The sequence below is a fragment of the Paenibacillus phoenicis genome, from assembly GCF_034718895.1.
GTDB lineage: Bacteria > Bacillota > Bacilli > Paenibacillales > Paenibacillaceae > Fontibacillus > Fontibacillus phoenicis.
Window position 1 is genome coordinate 3,113,014 of the sequence record NZ_JAYERP010000001.1, and the last position, 19,487, is coordinate 3,132,500.

Below are 19,487 nucleotides of genomic sequence, written 5' to 3' on the forward strand. Positions count from 1 at the left end.
ATCCTCCTATGCAATGGTAACGCGTTGTTAGTCACGGTCCCGATTGTCCTCCAAATCGGCAAACCCGTGGGCGATCAACTCGCGGAGGCGGTCATGCGCTCCGGTGTAATACAGATAACCGACCAAGCTCTCAAAAGCGGTGGCAAGGCGGTAATCCTGCACGTTGGCGTTCTTCGGCACCGTGCCGGATTTGGCGTTGCGCCCTTGGCGGACAACGTCTTTCTCTTCTTCTGTGAGCAGCGGCTCGATTCGCTCCAGCAGCCGCGCCTGGGCCTTGGCCGAGACGTACTTCGTCGATTGGCCATGCAGGTGATGGGGCCGCAAGTTCGGGCGGGCCATCACGTGCTGGCGGACGGCGACCTCGTAGACGGCGTCGCCGATGTAGGCGAGGGCGAGCGGCGGCAGCAGCCGAGCCGGCTTGGCGGGCGGATCCGGGAACCAGAGCGCGGCGGGTGCGCCGAGCTCGGGGGCCGCAGGACCGCCCTCTGGGGCGCGCGGCGGCTCGGGAGCCGCGGATTGCGCGGCGGCGCTGGGCGCGGCGGCCGCTAGGTCTGGCCGCGCCGCTGCGGCGGCGTCTTGGCCCGGCCAGGCGTCTGTGCCTAGGCCATGCCGGTCGCCTGCGCCGGCCCTTGGCTCATGCGGCCCGCTCATTTGCGCCGCCATCTCATGCCCTGCGGCGTATCTTCGAGCACGATGCCGCGGGCATCCAACAGGTCGCGGATTTCGTCCGCGCGCGCCCAGTTTTTGGCCTTCCGCGCTTCGGCCCGCTCCGCGATCAGCGCCTCGATCTCTTCGCCGGGCAGTTCGGTCTCCGGCGGCAAAGCGATGCGCAGCACGCCGTTCATCTCCTCGAACAACTGCAGCGCCGCTTCCAGATCGCCGCGTGCCGTCACCGGCTGCTGCAGCAGCGCATTCACCCCGCTCACCCACTCAAACACCGCCGTAATCGCGTCCGGGGTGTTGAAGTCGTCCTGCATTTTGGCATGGAACAAATTACGGATCGTTTCCAGCTTCTCTGCCCACTCCGGCGTAACCTTCGTTTCGCCGCCCTGCGGTGCCGTATTCAGCCGATGACGAAGGTTGTTCGCGGCGTTGCTGATCCGTTCCACGCTGCGCTCAGCTTGCCGCATCGTCTCTTCCGAGAAATTCAGCGGATTGCGATAGTGGGTCGACAGCATGAAGTAACGGATCGCTTCCCGTTTATATTGTGCGCGCAAATCCTTGACAAGTACGCCGTTGCCCAGGGATTTGGACATTTTTTCCCCGTCGATATTGATATATCCGTTATGCATCCAGTATCTGGCCAACGGCTTGCCAGTGGCGGCTTCCGACTGCGCGACTTCGCATTCATGGTGAGGGAACTGCAGGTCCTGGCCCCCGCCGTGAATATCCAGCGTGTCCCCTAGCAGCTGCCGGGACATCGCCGAGCATTCGATATGCCAGCCGGGACGGCCTTCGCCCCATGGGCTGCTCCAATGGATTTCGCCGGGCTTGGCCGCTTTCCAGAGCACGAAATCCTCCGGATGTTCCTTGCGTTCGTCCACGTCGATGCGGATGCCGAACTGCAGCTCGCCGATATTTTGACCGGACAGCTTGCCGTATTCCGGGAATTTGTGCGTACGGAAAAATACGTCCCCGCCGCTTTCATAGGCAAATCCTTTTTGCTCCAGGTCGCGGATAAAGTTGATGATCACATCCATGTTCTCCGTAACCCGCGGATTTGCTGTGGCGCGCGGAATCCCCAGCCCGTCCAGATCCTCGTAATAGGCTTTAATGAACATCTCGGCGACTTCCGGCACGGTGAGGTTCATCTCTTCTGCTTTGCGAATCAGCTTGTCATCTACATCCGTAAAGTTCACGACGTAGTTCACGTCGTATCGCTGATTCTCCAGGTAGCTGCGCACCACATCAAAAAAGATCATCGGCCGCGCATTTCCAATATGAATATAACCGTATACGGTAGGTCCGCAAACATACATCTTCACTTTCCCCGGCGTCAGGCTGACGAACTCTTCCTTCGCCCGGGTGAGGGTGTTATAGATCTGCAATCCCATACTACACTTTCCTTCCCTGTAAGGTTGATTTCTTGTGGTAGTTTTCCAATCGGCTTCCCATCACGATGTATCTCAAAGGGTGGGCTCGGCGTCGAATCGGTCCCCATCGCTAACGGACCTCAGAGACCTTATTGTCTCATTTCCCGGGGATTTCCCGGTTTAACGGACTCCAGCGGCCTTATTCCGCCAAAATCCCATACAGAGCGAGCAATCTTGGGCAAATAACGTCATCTCTGTCCGTTAGGTTTGAGACAGCCCGTATTCCAGTACATTAACGTCTCTAGAGTCCGCTAGATGCGGGAAGCTCGACCGCCAGCACCCGTTCACATCTCCGTCGGCTGCTTCTCGCGCAGCTGTTGCTTGAGCTCTCGAACTTCGCTGCGCAATTGCTCAATCTCACGCTGCATTTCGCGCATCGCGTCGACCACCGGGTCCGGCAGTTGATGGCTGAGCCGGTCCAGACGTTTTCCATCCTGGCGAACCACTTTGCCCGGGATGCCAACCACGGTGCTGCCGGCAGGTACCTCCTTCAGGACAACCGAGTTCGCTCCAATGTTCGCCTGATCTCCGATCTTAAACGAACCAAGCACCTTCGCCCCGGAACCGATCACAACATTGTTGCCGACGGTTGGATGCCGTTTGCCTTTTTCCTTCCCGCTGCCGCCCAGCGTGACTCCCTGATAGATAACCACATCGTCCCCGATTTCGCAAGTTTCCCCAATGACGACGCCCATGCCATGGTCAATGAACAGCCGATTGCCAATTCGCGCTCCAGGATGGATTTCAATGCCGGTAAAAAAGCGACTGACCTGCGAAATGATGCGTGCCGTCGTATACCAGCGGTGACGATAGAAAAAGTGCGCAATCCGGTGGCTCCAAATCGCATGCAGACCGGAATAGGTAAAGATCACTTCGAACCAGCTGCGTGCCGCCGGGTCGTTGTCGAACACCGCCTGGATATCGGATCGGATTCTCTTGAACATAGTCTTCCCCACCTTCTTTTCCTATCGCAAACAGATACCTAATAAGAAAAACGTCTATCGACGTACATTCAAAGTAGACAGACCGCGTTTAGCGGAAGTTTTTCTTGCGATATCAGGATGCCAATCCCCCGAAGTTTATACTTTCTGATATCTAAAAAAAAACGCCCCTGCAGCTTACGCTGCAGAGACGCCTGACGACGCGGTTCCACTCTGCTTTGGATGAGTTAGCCTCAGGGGCCGGTTGATGCCCATCACAGGTTCAATCAAGCCTTTGTCCTAAGCCGACTCCTCCCTCTTAAGGTCCTTAACGCGGACAAAACGGCGAAAGCTACCTTCGCCTCATTCAAGGCGTGTTCGCATTCGCGGCTCCCGGGTGCATTTCCGCCAGCACGTATCCGGATAACTTCCAGCCTGGTATCTTCTTTGCGTGGTCCGCTCTGAAGGGTCCCGGTTATCCTCTCTGGTCGATACGGCTGATCGCGTACTTCTCCCGATCTATGCCGTTTGGCTCTCAAGGCGGCGGTCTGCCGCCATTCCTCTAGTTGTAAGGTCTATCTGCATTAATATTACCTAATGGACGTCCTACTGACAATGGCAGCCGAAAAAATTTCTCCCTCTCTAACGCTGATCACAGACGCTAATCGAGCAAAAAAGGGGCACATTCAGCGCTAACGCTTGCCAGAAACCTTATTCCTTGATTTCAGCAAGGAAATGAGCATAATTTGCCACAATAAGCACACTGACAAGCGTTAGAACAGAAAACTCGTTCGTTTCGCCTAAATAAGTGCTGTGGCAAGCGTTAGCGTAATATCGATATGCACCGTGTGAACTCTTCTCCCAAGTCAGCTTTGACCTAGCCGCCCGGCGCCCTACAAAGCGGCGATCCGCGCCTTCAACCGATCAACGACCTTGTCCCGGCCCAGCAGGAAAATCGTCTGGTTCAAGTCACGGCCATGCATTTGGCCGGTCAACGCCACGCGGATCGGCATGAACAGGCCTTTCCCCTTGCTGCCCGTCTCCTTCTGCACCTCTTTGATGGCGGCGCCGATGTTCTCCACGCTGAAGTCGGCAAGGCCTTCAACCTTAGCCAAGAACGTCGACAGCACGCTTGGCACTTGCGGCTCGGCCAGCACGGCAGCCGCTTCTTCGTCCACCGACAGCTCGCTGCGGAAGAACAACTCCGACAGCTCCACGATATCTGAAGCAGCCGTCATTTGCTCTTGATACAACGCAACAAGCGCCTCGGCCCATGCTTGCTGCTCCGGCGACAGCTCGGCCGGTAGCCGTCCAGCCCGTTGCAGATGCGGGATAGCCAGCGAAGCGATCCGCTTCGGATCGGCGTTCTTGATGTAATGATTGTTCAGGTGCGCCAGCTTGTTCGTATCAAACACCGCCGGGCTGCGCGATAAACGGTTCGCATCGAAGATCGAAATCAGCTCATCCTTGCTGAAAATCTCCTCTTCCCCTTCCGGCGACCAGCCAAGCAGGGCGATAAAGTTAAACATCGCTTCCGGCAAATAACCGAGCTGATCGTACTGCTCGATAAATTGAATGACCGATTCGTCGCGTTTGCTTAGCTTTTTGTGGTTCTCCCCGACGATCAGCGTCATATGCCCAAATACCGGCGGTTCCCAACCAAACGCATCATAGATCATTAACTGACGAGGCGTATTGGACACGTGGTCCTCTCCGCGCAGCACGTGCGTGATGTTCATCAGATGATCGTCCAGCACTACGGCGAAGTTGTAGGTTGGGATGCCGTCTTTTTTCACAATGACAAAATCCCCGCTGACGTCGGATTCAAACGAAATCGGCCCTTTCACCAAATCGTCGAACGTAAACGTACGGCCTTCCGGTACACGGAATCGGATGCTGTATTGGCGGCCTTCCGCGTCGTATGCAGCCAGTTGCTCCGGCGTCAGGTGACGGCATTTCCCGGAGTATCGCGGAGTCTCGCCGCGAGCCATCTGCTCCTCGCGTTCCTTCTCGAGCTCTTCTTCCGTACAGTAGCAACGATAAGCAAGCCCCCGGTCCAGCAAATCCTGCACCAGCGGGCGATACAAATCCAGACGCTCCGTTTGCCGGTACGGTCCGTAATTCCCGCCGACATCTACGCTTTCGTCCCATTCCATGCCCAACCACTTGAGGTAGGTCAGCTGGTTCTCCTCACCGCCGGCCACGTTGCGCTTCACGTCCGTATCTTCGATGCGGATGATGAATTTCCCCCCGTGATGTCTGGCAAACAAATAATTAAATAACGCCGTTCTGGCGTTCCCGATATGTAAATGACCCGTTGGACTCGGCGCATAGCGCACGCGTACTTCAGCCATTCCAATCCCCTCCCTAGTTTTAAGACGTTGCCGTCAAGGCTCTATCCTTTAGCGAAAATACTACCTCACAAGCTTATGATGATAACATATTCTGAACCAGACAGACAACGCATTGCGCCGCAATGCCTTCACCGCGTCCAGCAAACCCGAGCTGCTCGGTGGTCGTAGCCTTTACGTTAATGAGCTCCGGCTCGGCGCCCAGGGTGCGGGCAATAACCTCCACCATTTGCGGGATGTGCGGGGCCATCTTCGGTTTTTGTGCAATAATCGTTGCGTCCAGGTTGCCGATGCGGTACCCTTTCTCAATAGCCATATCCCATACTCGCTGCAACAATACCACGCTATCCGCATCTTTAAACGCCGGATCGGTATCCGGAAAATGGCGGCCGATATCACCTAACCCCAGCGCCCCCAAAATGGCGTCGCTGATCGCATGCAACAACACGTCGGCGTCCGAGTGCCCCAGCAAGCCTTTCTCATATGGGATATGCACCCCGCCGATAATACACGGCCTGCCCTCCACGAGCTGATGCACGTCAAAGCCTTGTCCTACTCTAAACATCCTCTACCCTCTCCCAGTCATCTTTTAATCACGAAGCAGCTCGAGGAGGTGAACTCGACATTGAATCTTGAATTCACTCAGTCGCTCCGCGATGAACTTTACCCCTGCCTCTTCCTCCGGATAAACTCCGCGTAATCCAGGTCCTCGGGCGTCGTGATTTTAATATTGTCATAGGCCCCTTCCACCAGCTTGACGGGGATGCCCAGCCGTTCGACCAGCATCGCGTCATCGGTGCCGACGAAGCCTTCCTCCACGGCCCGATCATGGGCCGCCAGCAGGTCGGTACGCCGAAAAGCCTGCGGTGTCTGTATCGCCCACAGGCTGCGCCGGTCCGGGGTCGCTGCGACAAAGCCCTGCGCGTCCGCCTGCTTGATCGTATCCTTCACCGGTACGGCAAGGACGGCCGCGCCATGCGTTCTTACGGCTTCGCAGCAAGCCGTTATCTGCTCACTCGTGACAAAAGGGCGGACGCCGTCATGCACCAGTACCCAAGGCGTGCTGAGATGCAGCAAGCCTTGGCGCACCGAGTCTTGACGCTCAGCCCCGCCCGGAATAATTTGTATTTGTTCGCCTATGCCATATTCGGCAATCCATGACCGGCACCGGTCCACATCCTGCTTCCCGGTGACAAGCACGATTTGCGAGATCAACGGATGACGCCGAAACACCTCCAGCGTATGAATAAAGATCGGTTTCCCGTCCAGCAGAAGATACTGCTTGCTTTCCACCGTCCCCATCCGTGTGCCGCGGCCTGCCGCCACCACGATGACTCCCGTATCGCCGCTTGCTTGCAACCCTATCATGATCTGCCTCACCTTTAACTGAATTCAACCGCACCGCAGCTAGTGCAGCGCAGTTAATTCCATCATACCGAATTACTGGGCTTTTTCCAACAGTTTTGGTTTGGCAAAAATCATTCGTCCCGCCGAGGTCTGCAGCACACTGGTCACCAGCACCTCCGTAATGGTGCCAATGTAGTCGCGTCCGCCTTCGACGACGATCATCGTCCCGTCATCCAAGTAAGCGACCCCTTGTCCATGCTCCTTGCCGTCCTTGATCACCTGAACCATAATTTCTTCACCAGGCAGCACGACCGGTTTGACCGCATTGGCCAAATCGTTGATGTTCAGCACAGATACGCCCTGCAGCTCGCACACCTTGTTCAAGTTAAAATCGTTCGTCACGACCTTCCCCTGCAGGACCTTGGCCAGTTTGACGAGCTTGCTGTCCACCTCGGAGATTTCCTCGAAATCCCCTTCATAAATCATAACCTTAACATCCAGCTCTTTCTGGATTTTGTTCAGGATATCCAGCCCCCGCCGCCCGCGGTTTCGCTTGAGCAAGTCCGAGGAATCGGCGATATGCTGAAGCTCCTCCAGTACGAACTCCGGAATGACAATCGTTCCTTCGATAAAGCCGGTTTTACAGATGTCGGCAATTCGTCCGTCGATAATCACGCTCGTATCCAAAATTTTGTGTTCCTCTGCCCAGCGCTCCTCTTCCGGAGCGGGAGCCCCCCATTTACCGGACTTCCAAAGCGAGGACAGCTCTTCCTTCTTCGCCAGCCCAACGTAGAGCCCAATGTAGCCAAACAGCGCCGATACCGCGAATTGCGCCATGCTCTCCAGCGTGCCGAGCCAGGACAGCAGGGGGTAGACCATTAAGGAAAGAAGAAGTCCCGCAGTCAAACCGGCCGCACCGGCAGCCATTTCATTCATCGGGATCCGCGTTAAAGCGGCAATCCATGTTTTTACTTTGGAAGAAACGACGTCTGCAGCCATAGAGAACAGGAACAAGAACAGTAGCGCACCAGCCGCAGCCCAGATCAAATTAGCTGCGATCGGGTTCATTTCGCGAAACCAGTCGCTCGCAGCCCCCGGTAACACACCGGACAAGCCGCCGGTCGTATAACCGAACCAGGCCCCGCATAAACCAGCTAGAATCATCGAGTATTTTTTCAGCACGTCTCTCTTCACCTCCTGAATAAGTATCTTCTTTAGCCAGTATGAACCAATTTCAGAGCACCTAATCCTGGACCCTCACTTTTTTCCAAAAAAGTACCAACGAAAATCCAAATGCACCCCATAACGATGGGATTTCAGGTTGATCTTGAAGGAAAAGGTGGAATATAATGAATTCAATTCATAATATTGAGGTGGATGGAAAATGAGCGCACCAAGCCTACAGTCTTTTCAAGACCAAGTTTCTGAACTGTTGCTCCGTCACCGCAGCCTGTTGGATGTCTTGTCAAAGATGGGACAAACCAACGCCGCTGCCGTCCGTTCCGTGACCAAATCCGTAACCGAATGCGGTTGCATCGAGCTGCACGCCACCAAACAAGACTTCGAGCCAGGCATGAATTTGCAGCAAGCGAAAGAAACAATCGCCAAGCACGTCCATGGTGAGCTGTGCGAAAATTGCCGGGATGTCATTACTAATGAGCTTGGACGCAACCTTTTCTATATGTCCGCCCTTTGCAATTTGCTGGATATTAACATGGAAGAGATCGTGGAGCGCGAATCGCAAAAATGCGCCACGCTGGGTTTTTTTAACTTATCGTAAGCGTATCTTGTACTTAGGTAATGGGGAAAATGCATCGTAAGAGGAAATCAAAAAGGCATCGATCCTTTCCGCCCGCGGGAGATCCATGCCTTTTTTCTTATTGGTGGGGTTGTTTGGTTGTTCTCATCGTTTGGGACGATACGCTTCTTGAGCATCATTGTCTTCATCGTCCTGATGTTTGCGGCGAAGCAGCCGGTTGATGTTCTGCCGAAGACCGTATGCCGCGTAAATGACCAATGGGATAAAAATCAACTTGGCTGTCTGATCCGGAAATACGACGGCGATCACCACCGCAAAAATCACAACCAGCGGCGTATACAGGATGGTTCTCTTTGGTAAGCCGATCTTTTTGAAATTCGGATATCTTACCGTGCTAATCATCAAATACGATAACAGAATCATGGATACCACAAAGTATGGTGCCGAAATTTCCCGGTAAAACAGCGACAGTGTTGCCAGAACCCCGCCTGCAGCCGGAATCGGCAACCCGATGAAATAGCCCGGAGCCCCCTTCTGAACGTTAAACCGGGCCAGCCGCAACGCCCCGCACATCGGGAAGATGATCGTGACTGCCCAAGCGACGCCGGAAGGAAGGCTGTGAAAAGAAATCATGTACATAATCAGTGCTGGAGCCAAACCAAATGATATCAGATCCGATAAAGAATCGAGCTCTTTGCCGAACTCGCTTTGAGCGTTCAGCGCACGGGCGACCCGTCCGTCTAAACCATCGAGCAGCATAGCGACAATTACCATAATGGCGGCCAAGCTAAATCGGCCTTCCATTGCCAGCAAAATCGCCAGCATTCCGAGAACCAAGTTACCTAATGTAAAAAGGTTCGGAAGGGATTTTGTAATCATCTCTTCACCTCGAGTAGATATTCCTGAACCATTCATTGATGATAGGTGATTTAGATTTGTCTGTCAATGAACACCTGTTCCTGCAAGCGTTTGAGCCCCTCTTTGATGGAGCGTGCCCGCACCTCGCCGATCCCGTCGACTTCATCCAGCTCCTCGATGCTGGCCATCATCACATTTGGTAAGCGGCCAAACCGTTCGACCAGATTGTGAATAATGACATTGGGCAAACGGGGAATTTTATTCAACACGCGATATCCCCGCGGTGAGATCAACTCCTCCGAAGTCGCGGCGGAAGAAGGATAACCCAAGAGCTTCGTGATATGGTTATCATCCAGCAGCTCATCGTCGGTGGAGCGTTTCAGCCCCATAATAATTTCTCGGATCGCTTCGTCGGAGTCTTCTTTGGCATAGTCTTTATACAGCAGCCAAGCCTCTTCCTCCATGTTGCTGACCAGTTCCTCCATCTGCATGCTGATCAGACGTCCCTCGGTCCCCAATTCGTTGATGAACCGTTTGATCTCCATCTTGATCCGGATGACCATTTCCACCCGTTGAATGACGTTGATCACCTCTGGCAAGGATACAAGCTCCTCAAATTCGGAGGCCGTCAGGTTCGTTAAGGCTTGATTCAGAACGGAGCGGTACTTCTCCAACGTCTGAATCGCTTGGTTCGCCTTGGTCAGGATCACGCCGATTTCCTTCAGGGCATACCGTAATCCCCCTTGATACAGCGTGATAATGTTCCGGCGCTGGGAGATGGAGACGACCAGCTTGCCGGTCTGTTTGGCCACCCGTTCGGCCGTACGGTGCCGGATCCCTGTCTCCGAGGAAGCGATCGAGGAGTCGGGGATAAGTTGAGTATTGGCATACAGGATTCGCTTCAAGTCTTCGCTAAGGATAATGGCTCCGTCCATTTTGGCCAGCTCATAGAGATAGTTCGGCGAGAAATCACAGTTGATGGAGAAGCCGCCCTCAACGACTTCCATGACCTCCGGGCTGTAACCAACAACAATCAGACCACCGGTTTTGGCCCGTAACACGTTTTCGAGTCCGTCACGAAAAGCCGTTCCCGGTGCGACAAGTTTCAGCAATTCGTTCATTTTCTCTGCATGGGTAGTTTCCTTCATCATCTAATGCCCCCTAATCTAACGCAACAGCTAGCGCATCTGCAACGGTATTTACACCTATTAATTGGATCCCTTGCGGACCTTTCCACCCTTTCATGCTCTTCTCCGGCAAAATGACTCGTTTAAAGCCCAGCTTGGCCGCTTCCTTCACGCGTTGCTCCGCCCGGGAAACTGCCCGCACTTCGCCGGTCAAACCAACTTCTCCAAAGAACACGTCATACGGCTTCGTTGGGATGTCGCGGAAGCTTGAAGCTACACTTACCGCGATGGCCAGATCGACCGCCGGTTCATCCAGCTTCACCCCGCCGGCCAGGTTGACGTAAGCGTCCTGATTTTGCAGGAACATCCCCATTCGCTTCTCAAGGACGGCGATAATCAGGTTCATCCGCTGATAGTCTACCCCCGTGGCCATCCGTCTTGGCGAAGGAAAATGGGTGGCTGAAATCAAGGCCTGCAGCTCGACCAGCATCGGGCGCGTCCCCTCCATGCTGGCAACGACAGTGGAGCCCGCCACGCCGAGCGGCCGTTCGGATAGAAACAGCTCCGACGGATTTGCCACCTCCGCCAGGCCGGATTCGTTCATTTCAAAAATGCCAATTTCGTTAGTCGAACCAAAGCGGTTCTTCACGGCCCGAAGCAGCCGATAGGAATGATGCCGTTCGCCTTCGAAATACAACACGCAATCGACCATATGCTCCAGCAGACGCGGTCCTGCGATCGCCCCTTCCTTGGTCACGTGACCGACCAGCACCGTGGCAATGCCTTGCCCTTTGGCAATCCGCATAAACCTTGCAGTACATTCCCGCACCTGTGATACACTTCCGGGAGCGCTGGTAACCTCCGGCAAGTAAACCGTCTGGATCGAATCGATCACCAGGAAATTCGGTTTGACCTGTTCGATCGCTTCTTCGATCCCGTCCATGCTGCTTTCGCACAAGACGAACAGTTCCGCAGACAAGGTTCCCAACCGTTCCGCCCGTAACTTCGTCTGGCGGACGGATTCCTCCCCTGAGATATACAAGACTCTCAGGCCGCTGCGCGCCATTTCATGCGAGGTCTGCAGCAACAGGGTCGATTTCCCGATACCGGGATCTCCCCCAACCAGGACCAGCGAGCCCGGCACGACACCGCCGCCAAGCACCCGGTTTAATTCCCCGATGCCCGTTTGAATTCGCGGTTCTTTGCCGCTCTCTATATTTATGATCGATTCCGGCTTTTCTTTCGCATGAAAAATCCCGGAAGTCATTCCCTGCGTTTTGACGGGTTTCTCCACTTCTTCTACCATGGAGTTCCAAGCGCCGCAGCCCGGGCATTTTCCATACCATTTGGGCGATTCATAACCGCAATCGGAGCAAAAAAACTTATGTTTTACTTTAACCATTTATCTCTCCTTCTCGCCTCTGCAATATTTTACAGACTTAGCAGACACCGTATCGTTAGGGTTACTAAAATTTTACCACCCTTTCGCTTTGATCGAAAGCTATGAGACCACGGCCGCCATGGCGGCAGGATTTAAAAAAGGCAGCCCCAAAGCATCGCTTTGGAAGCTGCCTTTCACTTATTTCATCGGCTTTAACGTTACGGATTTGTAGAATTTAACTACATTTTTTTACACAAGTTACGCATTTTTGATGAACGTTCCCGTACGTTCGACCTTCAGTTCACCATTTTCTTCGTCAATCGTCAACGAGTCGCCTTTCTTCACGTTGCCGGTCAGCAGTTCTTCGGACAGGCGGTCTTCGATATGCTTCTGAATTGCCCGGCGGAGCGGACGTGCGCCATACGCAGGATCGTAGCCCACCTTCGCCAGGAACGCCTTCGCCCGATCAGTCAGCGTAAAGTCGACATCGTATTCGCGCAGGCGTTTACGCAGTTCTTCGGACATCAGTGTGACGATTTGACCGATATGCGCTTCCTCGAGCGAATGGAAGACGATAATTTCGTCGATCCGGTTCAGGAACTCCGGACGGAAGCTCTTCTTCAGCTCTTCCATCACTTTGTCCTTCATGTTGTCGTAATCCGCACCCGCATCTTGAACCGCGGTGAAACCGAGCCGCGTATTGCGTTTGATCGCTTCGGCACCAACATTCGAGGTCAGGATGATCAGCGTGTTGCGGAAATCGACCACACGGCCCTTGGAGTCGGTCAACCGGCCGTCTTCCAGCACTTGCAGCAGAATATTAAACACTTCCGGATGCGCCTTCTCGATTTCGTCCAGCAGGACAACGGAATACGGTTTGCGGCGCACTTTCTCGGTCAGCTGGCCGCCTTCTTCATATCCGACATATCCTGGAGGTGCGCCAACGAGACGGGCTGTGGAGTGTTTCTCCATGTACTCGGACATGTCGATCCGGATCACGGCGTTCTCGTCGCCAAACATCGCTTCGGCAAGTGCGCGAGCCAGCTCGGTTTTACCTACCCCGGTTGGACCCAGGAAGATAAAGGAGCCCATCGGACGCTTCGGATCCTTGAGTCCTGCACGTGCCCGGCGGATCGCCCGGCTGACCGCCTTCACGGCTTCCTCTTGCCCGATGACACGCTCATGCAGGATTTTCTCCATATTGAGCAAGCGTTCGGTTTCCTCTTCCTTCAGCTTGTTAACCGGAATTCCCGTCCAGCTGGCAACGACTTGGGCGATATCCTCCGGCGTAACTTCGGAATCGGTGCGTCCTTGTTTTTCTTTCCATTGGTTCTTCGTCGTGTCGAGCTCTTCGCGAATCTTCTGTTCTGTATCACGAAGCGCCGCCGCTTTCTCGAATTCCTGGCTTTGCACCGCCGCGTCTTTCTCCTTGCGGATGTCCTCCAGGCGGCTTTCCAGCTGTTTCAGATTCGGCGGTACCGTGTACGAGTTGAGCCTTACTTTAGACCCCGCCTCGTCGATCAGGTCGATCGCTTTGTCCGGCAGGAAGCGGTCTTGGATGTAACGGTCGGACAATTTGACCGCTTGCTCGATCGCCTCGTCGGTGATTTTCACGCGATGGTGCGCTTCATAGCGATCACGCAGCCCGTGCAGGATTTGGATCGCTTCTTCGACCGACGGCTGATCCACCGTGATCGGTTGGAAACGACGTTCCAGCGCGGCGTCTTTTTCAATATATTTCCGGTATTCATCCAGCGTGGTTGCGCCGATGCATTGCAGCTCGCCGCGAGCCAGCGCCGGCTTCAAGATGTTCGAAGCGTCGATCGCGCCTTCTGCACCGCCCGCTCCAATCAGCGTATGCAGCTCGTCGATAAAGAGGATGATATTCCCGGCTTGGCGAATTTCGTCCATGATCTTTTTCAAGCGGTCCTCAAACTCACCGCGGTATTTCGTCCCCGCAACGACGGAGCCCATATCCAACGTCATGACGCGTTTGTCACGCAGCGTCTCCGGAATTTCGTTGTTGATGATCTTTTGCGCGAGACCTTCAGCGATGGCTGTTTTCCCGACGCCGGGTTCCCCGATCAGCACCGGATTGTTCTTCGTCCGGCGGCTCAACACCTGGATCACCCGTTCGATTTCTTTGCTGCGGCCGATCACCGGATCCAAATTGCCCTCTTTAGCCGCAGCTGTCAAGTCGCGGGCCAAGCTGTCCAACGTTGGGGTATTCACGTTCGTTGGGGTGCCGTGATGGCTGGATACGGCCTCACTGCTGCCCAGTAGCTGCAGCACTTGCTGGCGCGCTTTGTTCAAGCTGATGCCAAGGTTGTTCAGGACGCGGGCCGCTACGCCTTCCCCTTCACGAATCAGGCCGAGCAAAATATGCTCTGTCCCAACATACGTATGGCCGAGTTTACGCGCTTCATCCATGGACAGCTCGATCACTTTCTTGGCACGCGGTGTATAAGCGATATTGGTCGGTTGCTCTTGTCCGCGGCCGATCAGCGTTTCCACTTCATCCTGTATTTTCTCAAGTCCCAGACCCAATCCGATCAGTGCCTTGGCGGCGATGCCTTCGCCTTCACGGATCAGGCCGAGCAGTACGTGTTCTGTACCGATATTGTTATGTCCGAGTCTTACGGCTTCTTCTTGAGCTAGTGCCAACACCTTCTGCGCACGCTCCGTAAATCTTCCAAACATCATCTTCTCCTACACCTCCATAGTTGGTACTACCCGTTATTTTCCCATTCGTTCCCGAATGAGTTTGGCGCGGTACATATCCCGTTCCCCCGGGGACATGCTGCTGCTAAATTTCTTCTGCAAAAAACCGGGCTGCGTCATGACGTTCAATTCATTTAGCGCTTGAGTTGATACGCCTTCGATTAACCCTAAGTCAACGCCGAGCCGGACATCCGACAGCCGCTGGGCGGCTTCCTTCGAGTCGATGATGTACGCCTGGGACAAAATCCCGTAGGAGCGCATCACCCGGTCCATCATGCGCAGCCGCGATTCGCTGATCAGCTTCTCACGCGCCGTCTTCTCATGCTGAATGATCTGCAGAACCACGCCGTATAAATTTTCGATGATCTCAGCTTCGCTTTGTCCTAGTGTAATCTGATTTGAGATTTGAAACAAGTTACCCATCGCTTCGCTGCCTTCGCCGTAGATCCCGCGAACAGTTAAGCCGACCTGCGATACCGCAGATAAAATCCGCCCGATCTGCTGCGTCAGCACCAGTGCCGGCAAATGCATCATGACCGAAGCACGAAGTCCGGTTCCTACATTCGTCGGACAGCTGGTTAAGTATCCGCGCCGGTCGTCGAAGGCATAATCCACATGGGATTCGAAAATGTCGTCGATTGCCGTCGCTTTTTCCCAAGCCTCTTGGACCTGGAGCCCCGGATATAAACACTGGATGCGCAAATGATCCTCTTCGTTCACCATAATGCTCAGGCTCTCATCTTCGCTGATGAAGACCGCTCCATTTCTGGAGTCATTCGCCAGGTTCGGACTGATCAAATGCTTCTCAACCAGTACTCGTTTATCCAATTCATCCAAGTCTGCAAGAAGCACCGGGTATAGCTTGCCGTGAGCCTGGAGTGCTTTATCGCTTAGAACCCCCTGCAGAAGCTTCAGCACCTCTTCCGATTGCGTGTTGGTGGCCAACATCGGGAAGGGATGGTGCAGGATGTTGCGGGCGATCCGTACCCGGCTGCTCATAACGATATCGGACTCTTTCCCTTTGCGGCTCATCCATTCGCTCAGCGGCTGTTCGGTAAATCGGAGATTGGTCACCCTACATCCCTCCTACTCTGCAGATAAGTTCTTCTCAAGCTCGCGAATTTGGTCCCGCAGCGCTGCTGCCACCTCGAACTCCTCTTGGAGGATCCGGTATTGCAGCTCACGGCGAAGATCATCGAGCTTACGTTTTACTTGAATATGACCGCCGATCCGTTTCGGCACCTTCCCGACATGAACGGTATTGCCGTGGACCTTCTTAAACAGCGGATCCAGACGATCATTAAAATATTTGTAACAAGAACTGCACCCAAAACGCCCGATTTTGCTGAACTGGGAATACGTCATACCGCATTCTTCGCAGCGCAGATGTTCTGGTGTGCTGTGCCCGGAAATCTGACCTTTGGTCGCCGGGCCTAAATCAAGGAAGCCCGACAGCAGGTTATGAATCGAAAAGCCGCCCGAGGTGCCGGGAATCAGCTCCCCTTTTTCCCTGGCGCAGGTTTCACAGAAGTGAAACTCCGTCTTCTCACCATTCACGATTTTCGTAAAATGCAAGGTTGCCGGGCGTTTGCCGCATTCTTGGCATTGCATCGCACGTCCCTCCTTACGGGATAGACTAAGACAGCAGATCCTTAAACCTGTATTTGTGTTACATCATGCTGTTAACTCAACAATGAGATTAACATCGCTCGCATCATTCTTGCCCGGATCTGGTCGCGATACGGCAGTTTCACTGCCAGCACATCGCGGGATATCGCCGAGCGCATCATTGCGGCCTCCCGAGGGGTCAAAATACGGGCTTCCTCCAGGCGATAAATCAATCCTTCCGCCGCAGATTGCCCGATCTCTTCCCCAATCGTTTCATGCAAGTGGGTGTGCAGCGATGATGGTCCCGGCAGTTGAAGGCGCCGAATCCGAACATAACCGCCACCGCCGCGCTTGCTCTCGACCAGGTACCCTTTCTCCAGAGTAAAACGGGTGCTGATGACATAGTTTATTTGCGACGGCACGCAGGAAAATTGGTCGGCAAGTTCGTTACGTTGAATCTCTATAATCCCCTCAGGACTTTCATGCAAAATACTCTTGAGATATTTTTCGATAATATCGGAGATATTACGCATCACTCATCCTCCATTATTCCATACGTGTATCTCATGTTGCGGTTTGACACCATTAAGTCGTCAAGAACGGATGCGCGTCTCGGCCTAGAGGCACATCGCAATCATTAAGAACGGTTGCTTGTGATCATGGCCTTAGAAGCACATATCATCGTCAAGAACGGATGCTGGCCGCTTGCTATGACATAAGATGCTTGTCGCGTCGAATTGGTCATGGCCCGCGAGGCACATCGCATCATCAAGAACGGACGCTGTCATGGCCTAAGAGCATCGCACCGGATGCAGGTAATCACCTATAGGGCGCACTGTGATCCGGTTCTGTTCTGTTGACTTTGACTTTCTTTGACTTTATAAACATTATACCATAATTTGATGATTTGCCAAGAGGGGCTACAGTTTCAGTTCCAGTGTGGACTTTACGATTACAAAATATTCGTGCTAAAGCGTATGAGAACACAGCCCAGTTGGTGCCTTTAGCACAGCGTGTCCTTCATCTTCAGGCGATTCCTGCAAAAATACAGTTATTTTGCGGGGGAGTGGCCGTTTTGCCTGGAATGCCTGCAAAAGTGCAGGCTTTTGGGGCCGATTTGCTCGAATTGACCTAAATCGAGAAAAATAACTGCACTTTTGCAGGCTTTGACCGAGAAATCGAGATTTCTCCGAAAAAAACTGTACTTTTGCAGGTTTCCAGCTCGGGGCAAGCACAAGTCAAACACAAAAAGAGCACCACCGGATCATCGGCAGTGCTCTTTCTTCTTTGCTTGGCAGCGTCCTACTCTCCCAGGACCCTTCGGTCCAAGTACCATCGGCGCTGGAGGGCTTAACGGTCGTGTTCGGGATGGGAACGAGTGGAACCCCTCCGCCATTGCCACCAAACATGATTTTTGCGCTGCTTTTACTTCCGCGCTTTCCGCTTCAGCAAAAGATCAAACCTTATAAAAGGCGTGCAGCTAAAAATCGGTTCAAGGTTTAATCCTTGAAAACTGGATACGAAACTAGATTTGCATTTTATTTTTTGGATAAGCCCTCGACCGATTAGTACCTGTCAGCTCCATGCCTTACGGCACTTCCACCTCAGGCCTATCAACCTTGTCGTCTTCAAGGGGTCTTACATACGGGGAAATCTCATCTTGAGGGGGGCTTCACGCTTAGATGCTTTCAGCGCTTATCCCGTCCGCACTTAGCTACCCAGCTGTGCTCCTGGCGGAACAACTGGTACACCAGCGGTGCGTCCATCCCGGTCCTCTCGTACTAAGGACAGCTCCTCTCAAATTTCCTACGCCCACGACAGATAGGGACCGAACTGTCTCACGACGTTCTGAACCCAGCTCGCGTACCGCTTTAATGGGCGAACAGCCCAACCCTTGGGACCTACTTCAGCCCCAGGATGCGATGAGCCGACATCGAGGTGCCAAACCTCCCCGTCGATGTGGACTCTTGGGGGAGATAAGCCTGTTATCCCCAGGGTAGCTTTTATCCGTTGAGCGATGGCCCTTCCATGCGGTACCACCGGATCACTAAGCCCGACTTTCGTCCCTGCTCGACTTGTCAGTCTCGCAGTCAAGCTCCCTTCTGCCTTTGCACTCTTCGAATGATTTCCAACCATTCTGAGGGAACCTTGGGGCGCCTCCGTTACTCTTTAGGAGGCGACCGCCCCAGTCAAACTGCCCACCTGACACTGTCCCCGTACCGGATCACGGCACCAGGTTAGAACCTAGATACGATCAGGGTGGTATCCCAACGGCGCCTCCACCGAAGCTGGCGCTCCGGCTTCCTAGGCTCCCACCTATCCTGTACAAATCGTATCCAAGTCCAATATCAAGCTGCAGTAAAGCTCCATGGGGTCTTTCCGTCTTGTCGCGGGTAACCTGCATCTTCACAGGTATTAAAATTTCACCGGATCTCTCGTTGAGACAGCGCCCAAGTCGTTACGCCATTCGTGCGGGTCAGAATTTACCTGACAAGGAATTTCGCTACCTTAGGACCGTTATAGTTACGGCCGCCGTTTACTGGGGCTTCGGTTCACAGCTTCGGGCTAAACCCTAACCGCTCCCCTTAACCTTCCAGCACCGGGCAGGCGTCAGCCCGTATACTTCGCCTTGCGGCTTCGCACAGACCTGTGTTTTTGCTAAACAGTCGCTTGGGCCTTTTCACTGCGGCCCCCTCGGGCTATTCACCCTACCGAGGCACCCCTTCTCCCGAAGTTACGGGGTCATTTTGCCGAGTTCCTTAACGAGAGTTCTTCCGCGCGCCTTAGAATTCTCTTCTCGCCTACCTGTGTCGGTTTGCGGTACGGGCACCTTCTCCTGGCTAGAGGCTTTTCTTGGCAGTGTGAGATCATGACCTTCGGTACTGTCAATTTTCCCTCCCCATCACAGCCTAGCCTTATCGGTGTGCGGATTTGCCTACACACCAGCCTCACTGCTTGGACGAGCATCCATCAGCTCGCGTCACTACCCTACTGCGTCACCCCATCGCTCATAGCGGATTACGGTGGTACAGGAATTTCTACCTGTTGTCCTTCGACTACGCCTTTCGGCCTCGCCTTAGGTCCCGACTTACCCTGAGCGGACGAACCTTCCTCAGGAACCCTTAGGCTTTCGGCGGATCAGATTCTCACTGATCTTTTCGTTACTCATACCGGCATTCTCACTTGTGTACACTCCAGCGCTCCTTCCGGTACACCTTCAACGCGTACACAACGCTCCCCTACCCCAGATGCAAAGCATCTAGCCATAGCTTCGGTGGTGTGTTTAGCCCCGTTACATTTTCGGCGCAGAGTCACTCGACCA

The 19,487-nt window shown here is 54.0% G+C and carries 15 protein-coding genes and 2 rRNA genes (1 of these 17 running past the window's edge); 1 reads left to right on the forward strand and 16 read right to left on the reverse strand.

What is annotated here, in order from left to right; genetic code table 11:
- Nucleotides 1–27: 27 nt before the first annotated feature.
- The 7 genes from U9M73_RS14930 to U9M73_RS14960 form a co-directional block, all read right to left on the reverse strand.
- Complete coding sequence (locus U9M73_RS14930) at nt 28–405, reverse strand: Mini-ribonuclease 3 (protein WP_009226618.1); 378 nt, start codon at nt 403–405, stop codon at nt 28–30.
- Nucleotides 406–647: 242 nt separating this feature from the next.
- On the reverse strand, nt 648–2,054 hold the full coding sequence (gene cysS, locus U9M73_RS14935; RefSeq protein ID WP_323077865.1) for a cysteine--tRNA ligase: 1,407 nt from the start codon (nt 2,052–2,054) through the stop codon (nt 648–650).
- A 323-nt stretch (nt 2,055–2,377) separates the two neighbouring features.
- Complete coding sequence (gene cysE, locus U9M73_RS14940; RefSeq protein ID WP_036646399.1) at nt 2,378–3,037, reverse strand: serine O-acetyltransferase; 660 nt, start codon at nt 3,035–3,037, stop codon at nt 2,378–2,380.
- An 869-nt stretch (nt 3,038–3,906) separates the two neighbouring features.
- A complete protein-coding gene (gene gltX / locus U9M73_RS14945) occupies nt 3,907–5,367 on the reverse strand; it encodes a glutamate--tRNA ligase (RefSeq protein WP_323077866.1) in 1,461 nt (486 codons plus the stop codon).
- A 73-nt stretch (nt 5,368–5,440) separates the two neighbouring features.
- A complete protein-coding gene (gene ispF / locus U9M73_RS14950) occupies nt 5,441–5,929 on the reverse strand; it encodes a 2-C-methyl-D-erythritol 2,4-cyclodiphosphate synthase (RefSeq protein WP_260071823.1) in 489 nt (162 codons plus the stop codon).
- Nucleotides 5,930–6,027: 98 nt separating this feature from the next.
- On the reverse strand, nt 6,028–6,732 hold the full coding sequence (gene ispD, locus U9M73_RS14955; RefSeq protein WP_323077867.1) for a 2-C-methyl-D-erythritol 4-phosphate cytidylyltransferase: 705 nt from the start codon (nt 6,730–6,732) through the stop codon (nt 6,028–6,030).
- Between the two features lie 72 nt (nt 6,733–6,804).
- Nucleotides 6,805–7,893, reverse strand: coding sequence for a PIN/TRAM domain-containing protein (locus U9M73_RS14960; RefSeq protein ID WP_009226612.1), 1,089 nt, complete (start codon nt 7,891–7,893; stop codon nt 6,805–6,807).
- 202 nt (nt 7,894–8,095) lie between these two features.
- Here U9M73_RS14960 and U9M73_RS14965 point away from each other — a divergent pair, with 202 nt between their 5' ends.
- Nucleotides 8,096–8,491, forward strand: coding sequence for a nucleoside triphosphate pyrophosphohydrolase family protein (locus tag U9M73_RS14965; protein ID WP_009226611.1), 396 nt, complete (start codon nt 8,096–8,098; stop codon nt 8,489–8,491).
- Nucleotides 8,492–8,614: 123 nt separating this feature from the next.
- On the opposite strand, the gene pssA is transcribed toward U9M73_RS14965, so the two are convergent.
- The 9 genes from pssA to U9M73_RS15010 form a co-directional block, all read right to left on the reverse strand.
- Nucleotides 8,615–9,349, reverse strand: coding sequence for a CDP-diacylglycerol--serine O-phosphatidyltransferase (gene pssA / locus U9M73_RS14970; protein ID WP_323077868.1), 735 nt, complete (start codon nt 9,347–9,349; stop codon nt 8,615–8,617).
- 50 nt (nt 9,350–9,399) lie between these two features.
- Entirely contained in the window at nt 9,400–10,476 is a 1,077-nt protein-coding gene (gene disA, locus U9M73_RS14975; protein ID WP_036646422.1) for a DNA integrity scanning diadenylate cyclase DisA, read from the reverse strand.
- Between the two features lie 13 nt (nt 10,477–10,489).
- Entirely contained in the window at nt 10,490–11,857 is a 1,368-nt protein-coding gene (gene radA, locus U9M73_RS14980) for a DNA repair protein RadA (protein WP_009226608.1), read from the reverse strand.
- Nucleotides 11,858–12,094: 237 nt separating this feature from the next.
- The gene (gene clpC / locus U9M73_RS14985) at nt 12,095–14,539 is read right to left on the reverse strand and encodes an ATP-dependent protease ATP-binding subunit ClpC (RefSeq protein WP_323077869.1); all 2,445 of its coding nucleotides are present in this window, start codon (nt 14,537–14,539) and stop codon (nt 12,095–12,097) included.
- Between the two features lie 33 nt (nt 14,540–14,572).
- A complete protein-coding gene (mcsB, locus tag U9M73_RS14990) occupies nt 14,573–15,631 on the reverse strand; it encodes a protein-arginine kinase McsB (protein ID WP_009226606.1) in 1,059 nt (352 codons plus the stop codon).
- Between the two features lie 12 nt (nt 15,632–15,643).
- A complete protein-coding gene (mcsA, locus tag U9M73_RS14995; RefSeq protein ID WP_009226605.1) occupies nt 15,644–16,168 on the reverse strand; it encodes a protein-arginine kinase activator protein McsA in 525 nt (174 codons plus the stop codon).
- Nucleotides 16,169–16,239: 71 nt separating this feature from the next.
- Nucleotides 16,240–16,698, reverse strand: a complete 459-nt coding sequence (locus tag U9M73_RS15000; RefSeq protein ID WP_036646393.1) for a CtsR family transcriptional regulator — start codon at nt 16,696–16,698, stop codon at nt 16,240–16,242.
- Between the two features lie 756 nt (nt 16,699–17,454).
- Nucleotides 17,455–17,571: ribosomal RNA gene (rrf, locus tag U9M73_RS15005) — 5S ribosomal RNA — on the reverse strand.
- A 139-nt stretch (nt 17,572–17,710) separates the two neighbouring features.
- Nucleotides 17,711–19,487, reverse strand: a 23S ribosomal RNA gene (locus U9M73_RS15010) (it continues 1,153 nt past the right edge of the window).

Bases quoted from the DNA above. Each gene is read 5' to 3' on its own strand.
- U9M73_RS14965 (WP_009226611.1), top strand. From the start codon at position 8,096: ATGAGCGCACCAAGCCTACAGTCTTTTCAAGACCAAGTTTCTGAACTG.
- radA (WP_009226608.1), bottom strand. From the start codon at position 11,857: ATGGTTAAAGTAAAACATAAGTTTTTTTGCTCCGATTGCGGTTATGAA.
- cysE (WP_036646399.1), bottom strand. From the start codon at position 3,037: ATGTTCAAGAGAATCCGATCCGATATCCAGGCGGTGTTCGACAACGAC.
- mcsA (WP_009226605.1), bottom strand. From the start codon at position 16,168: ATGCAATGCCAAGAATGCGGCAAACGCCCGGCAACCTTGCATTTTACG.
- pssA (WP_323077868.1), bottom strand. From the start codon at position 9,349: ATGATTACAAAATCCCTTCCGAACCTTTTTACATTAGGTAACTTGGTT.
- ispF (WP_260071823.1), bottom strand. From the start codon at position 5,929: ATGTTTAGAGTAGGACAAGGCTTTGACGTGCATCAGCTCGTGGAGGGC.
- gltX (WP_323077866.1), bottom strand. From the start codon at position 5,367: ATGGCTGAAGTACGCGTGCGCTATGCGCCGAGTCCAACGGGTCATTTA.
- U9M73_RS15000 (WP_036646393.1), bottom strand. From the start codon at position 16,698: ATGCGTAATATCTCCGATATTATCGAAAAATATCTCAAGAGTATTTTG.
- clpC (WP_323077869.1), bottom strand. From the start codon at position 14,539: ATGATGTTTGGAAGATTTACGGAGCGTGCGCAGAAGGTGTTGGCACTA.
- disA (WP_036646422.1), bottom strand. From the start codon at position 10,476: ATGAAGGAAACTACCCATGCAGAGAAAATGAACGAATTGCTGAAACTT.
- ispD (WP_323077867.1), bottom strand. From the start codon at position 6,732: ATGATAGGGTTGCAAGCAAGCGGCGATACGGGAGTCATCGTGGTGGCG.
- cysS (WP_323077865.1), bottom strand. From the start codon at position 2,054: ATGGGATTGCAGATCTATAACACCCTCACCCGGGCGAAGGAAGAGTTC.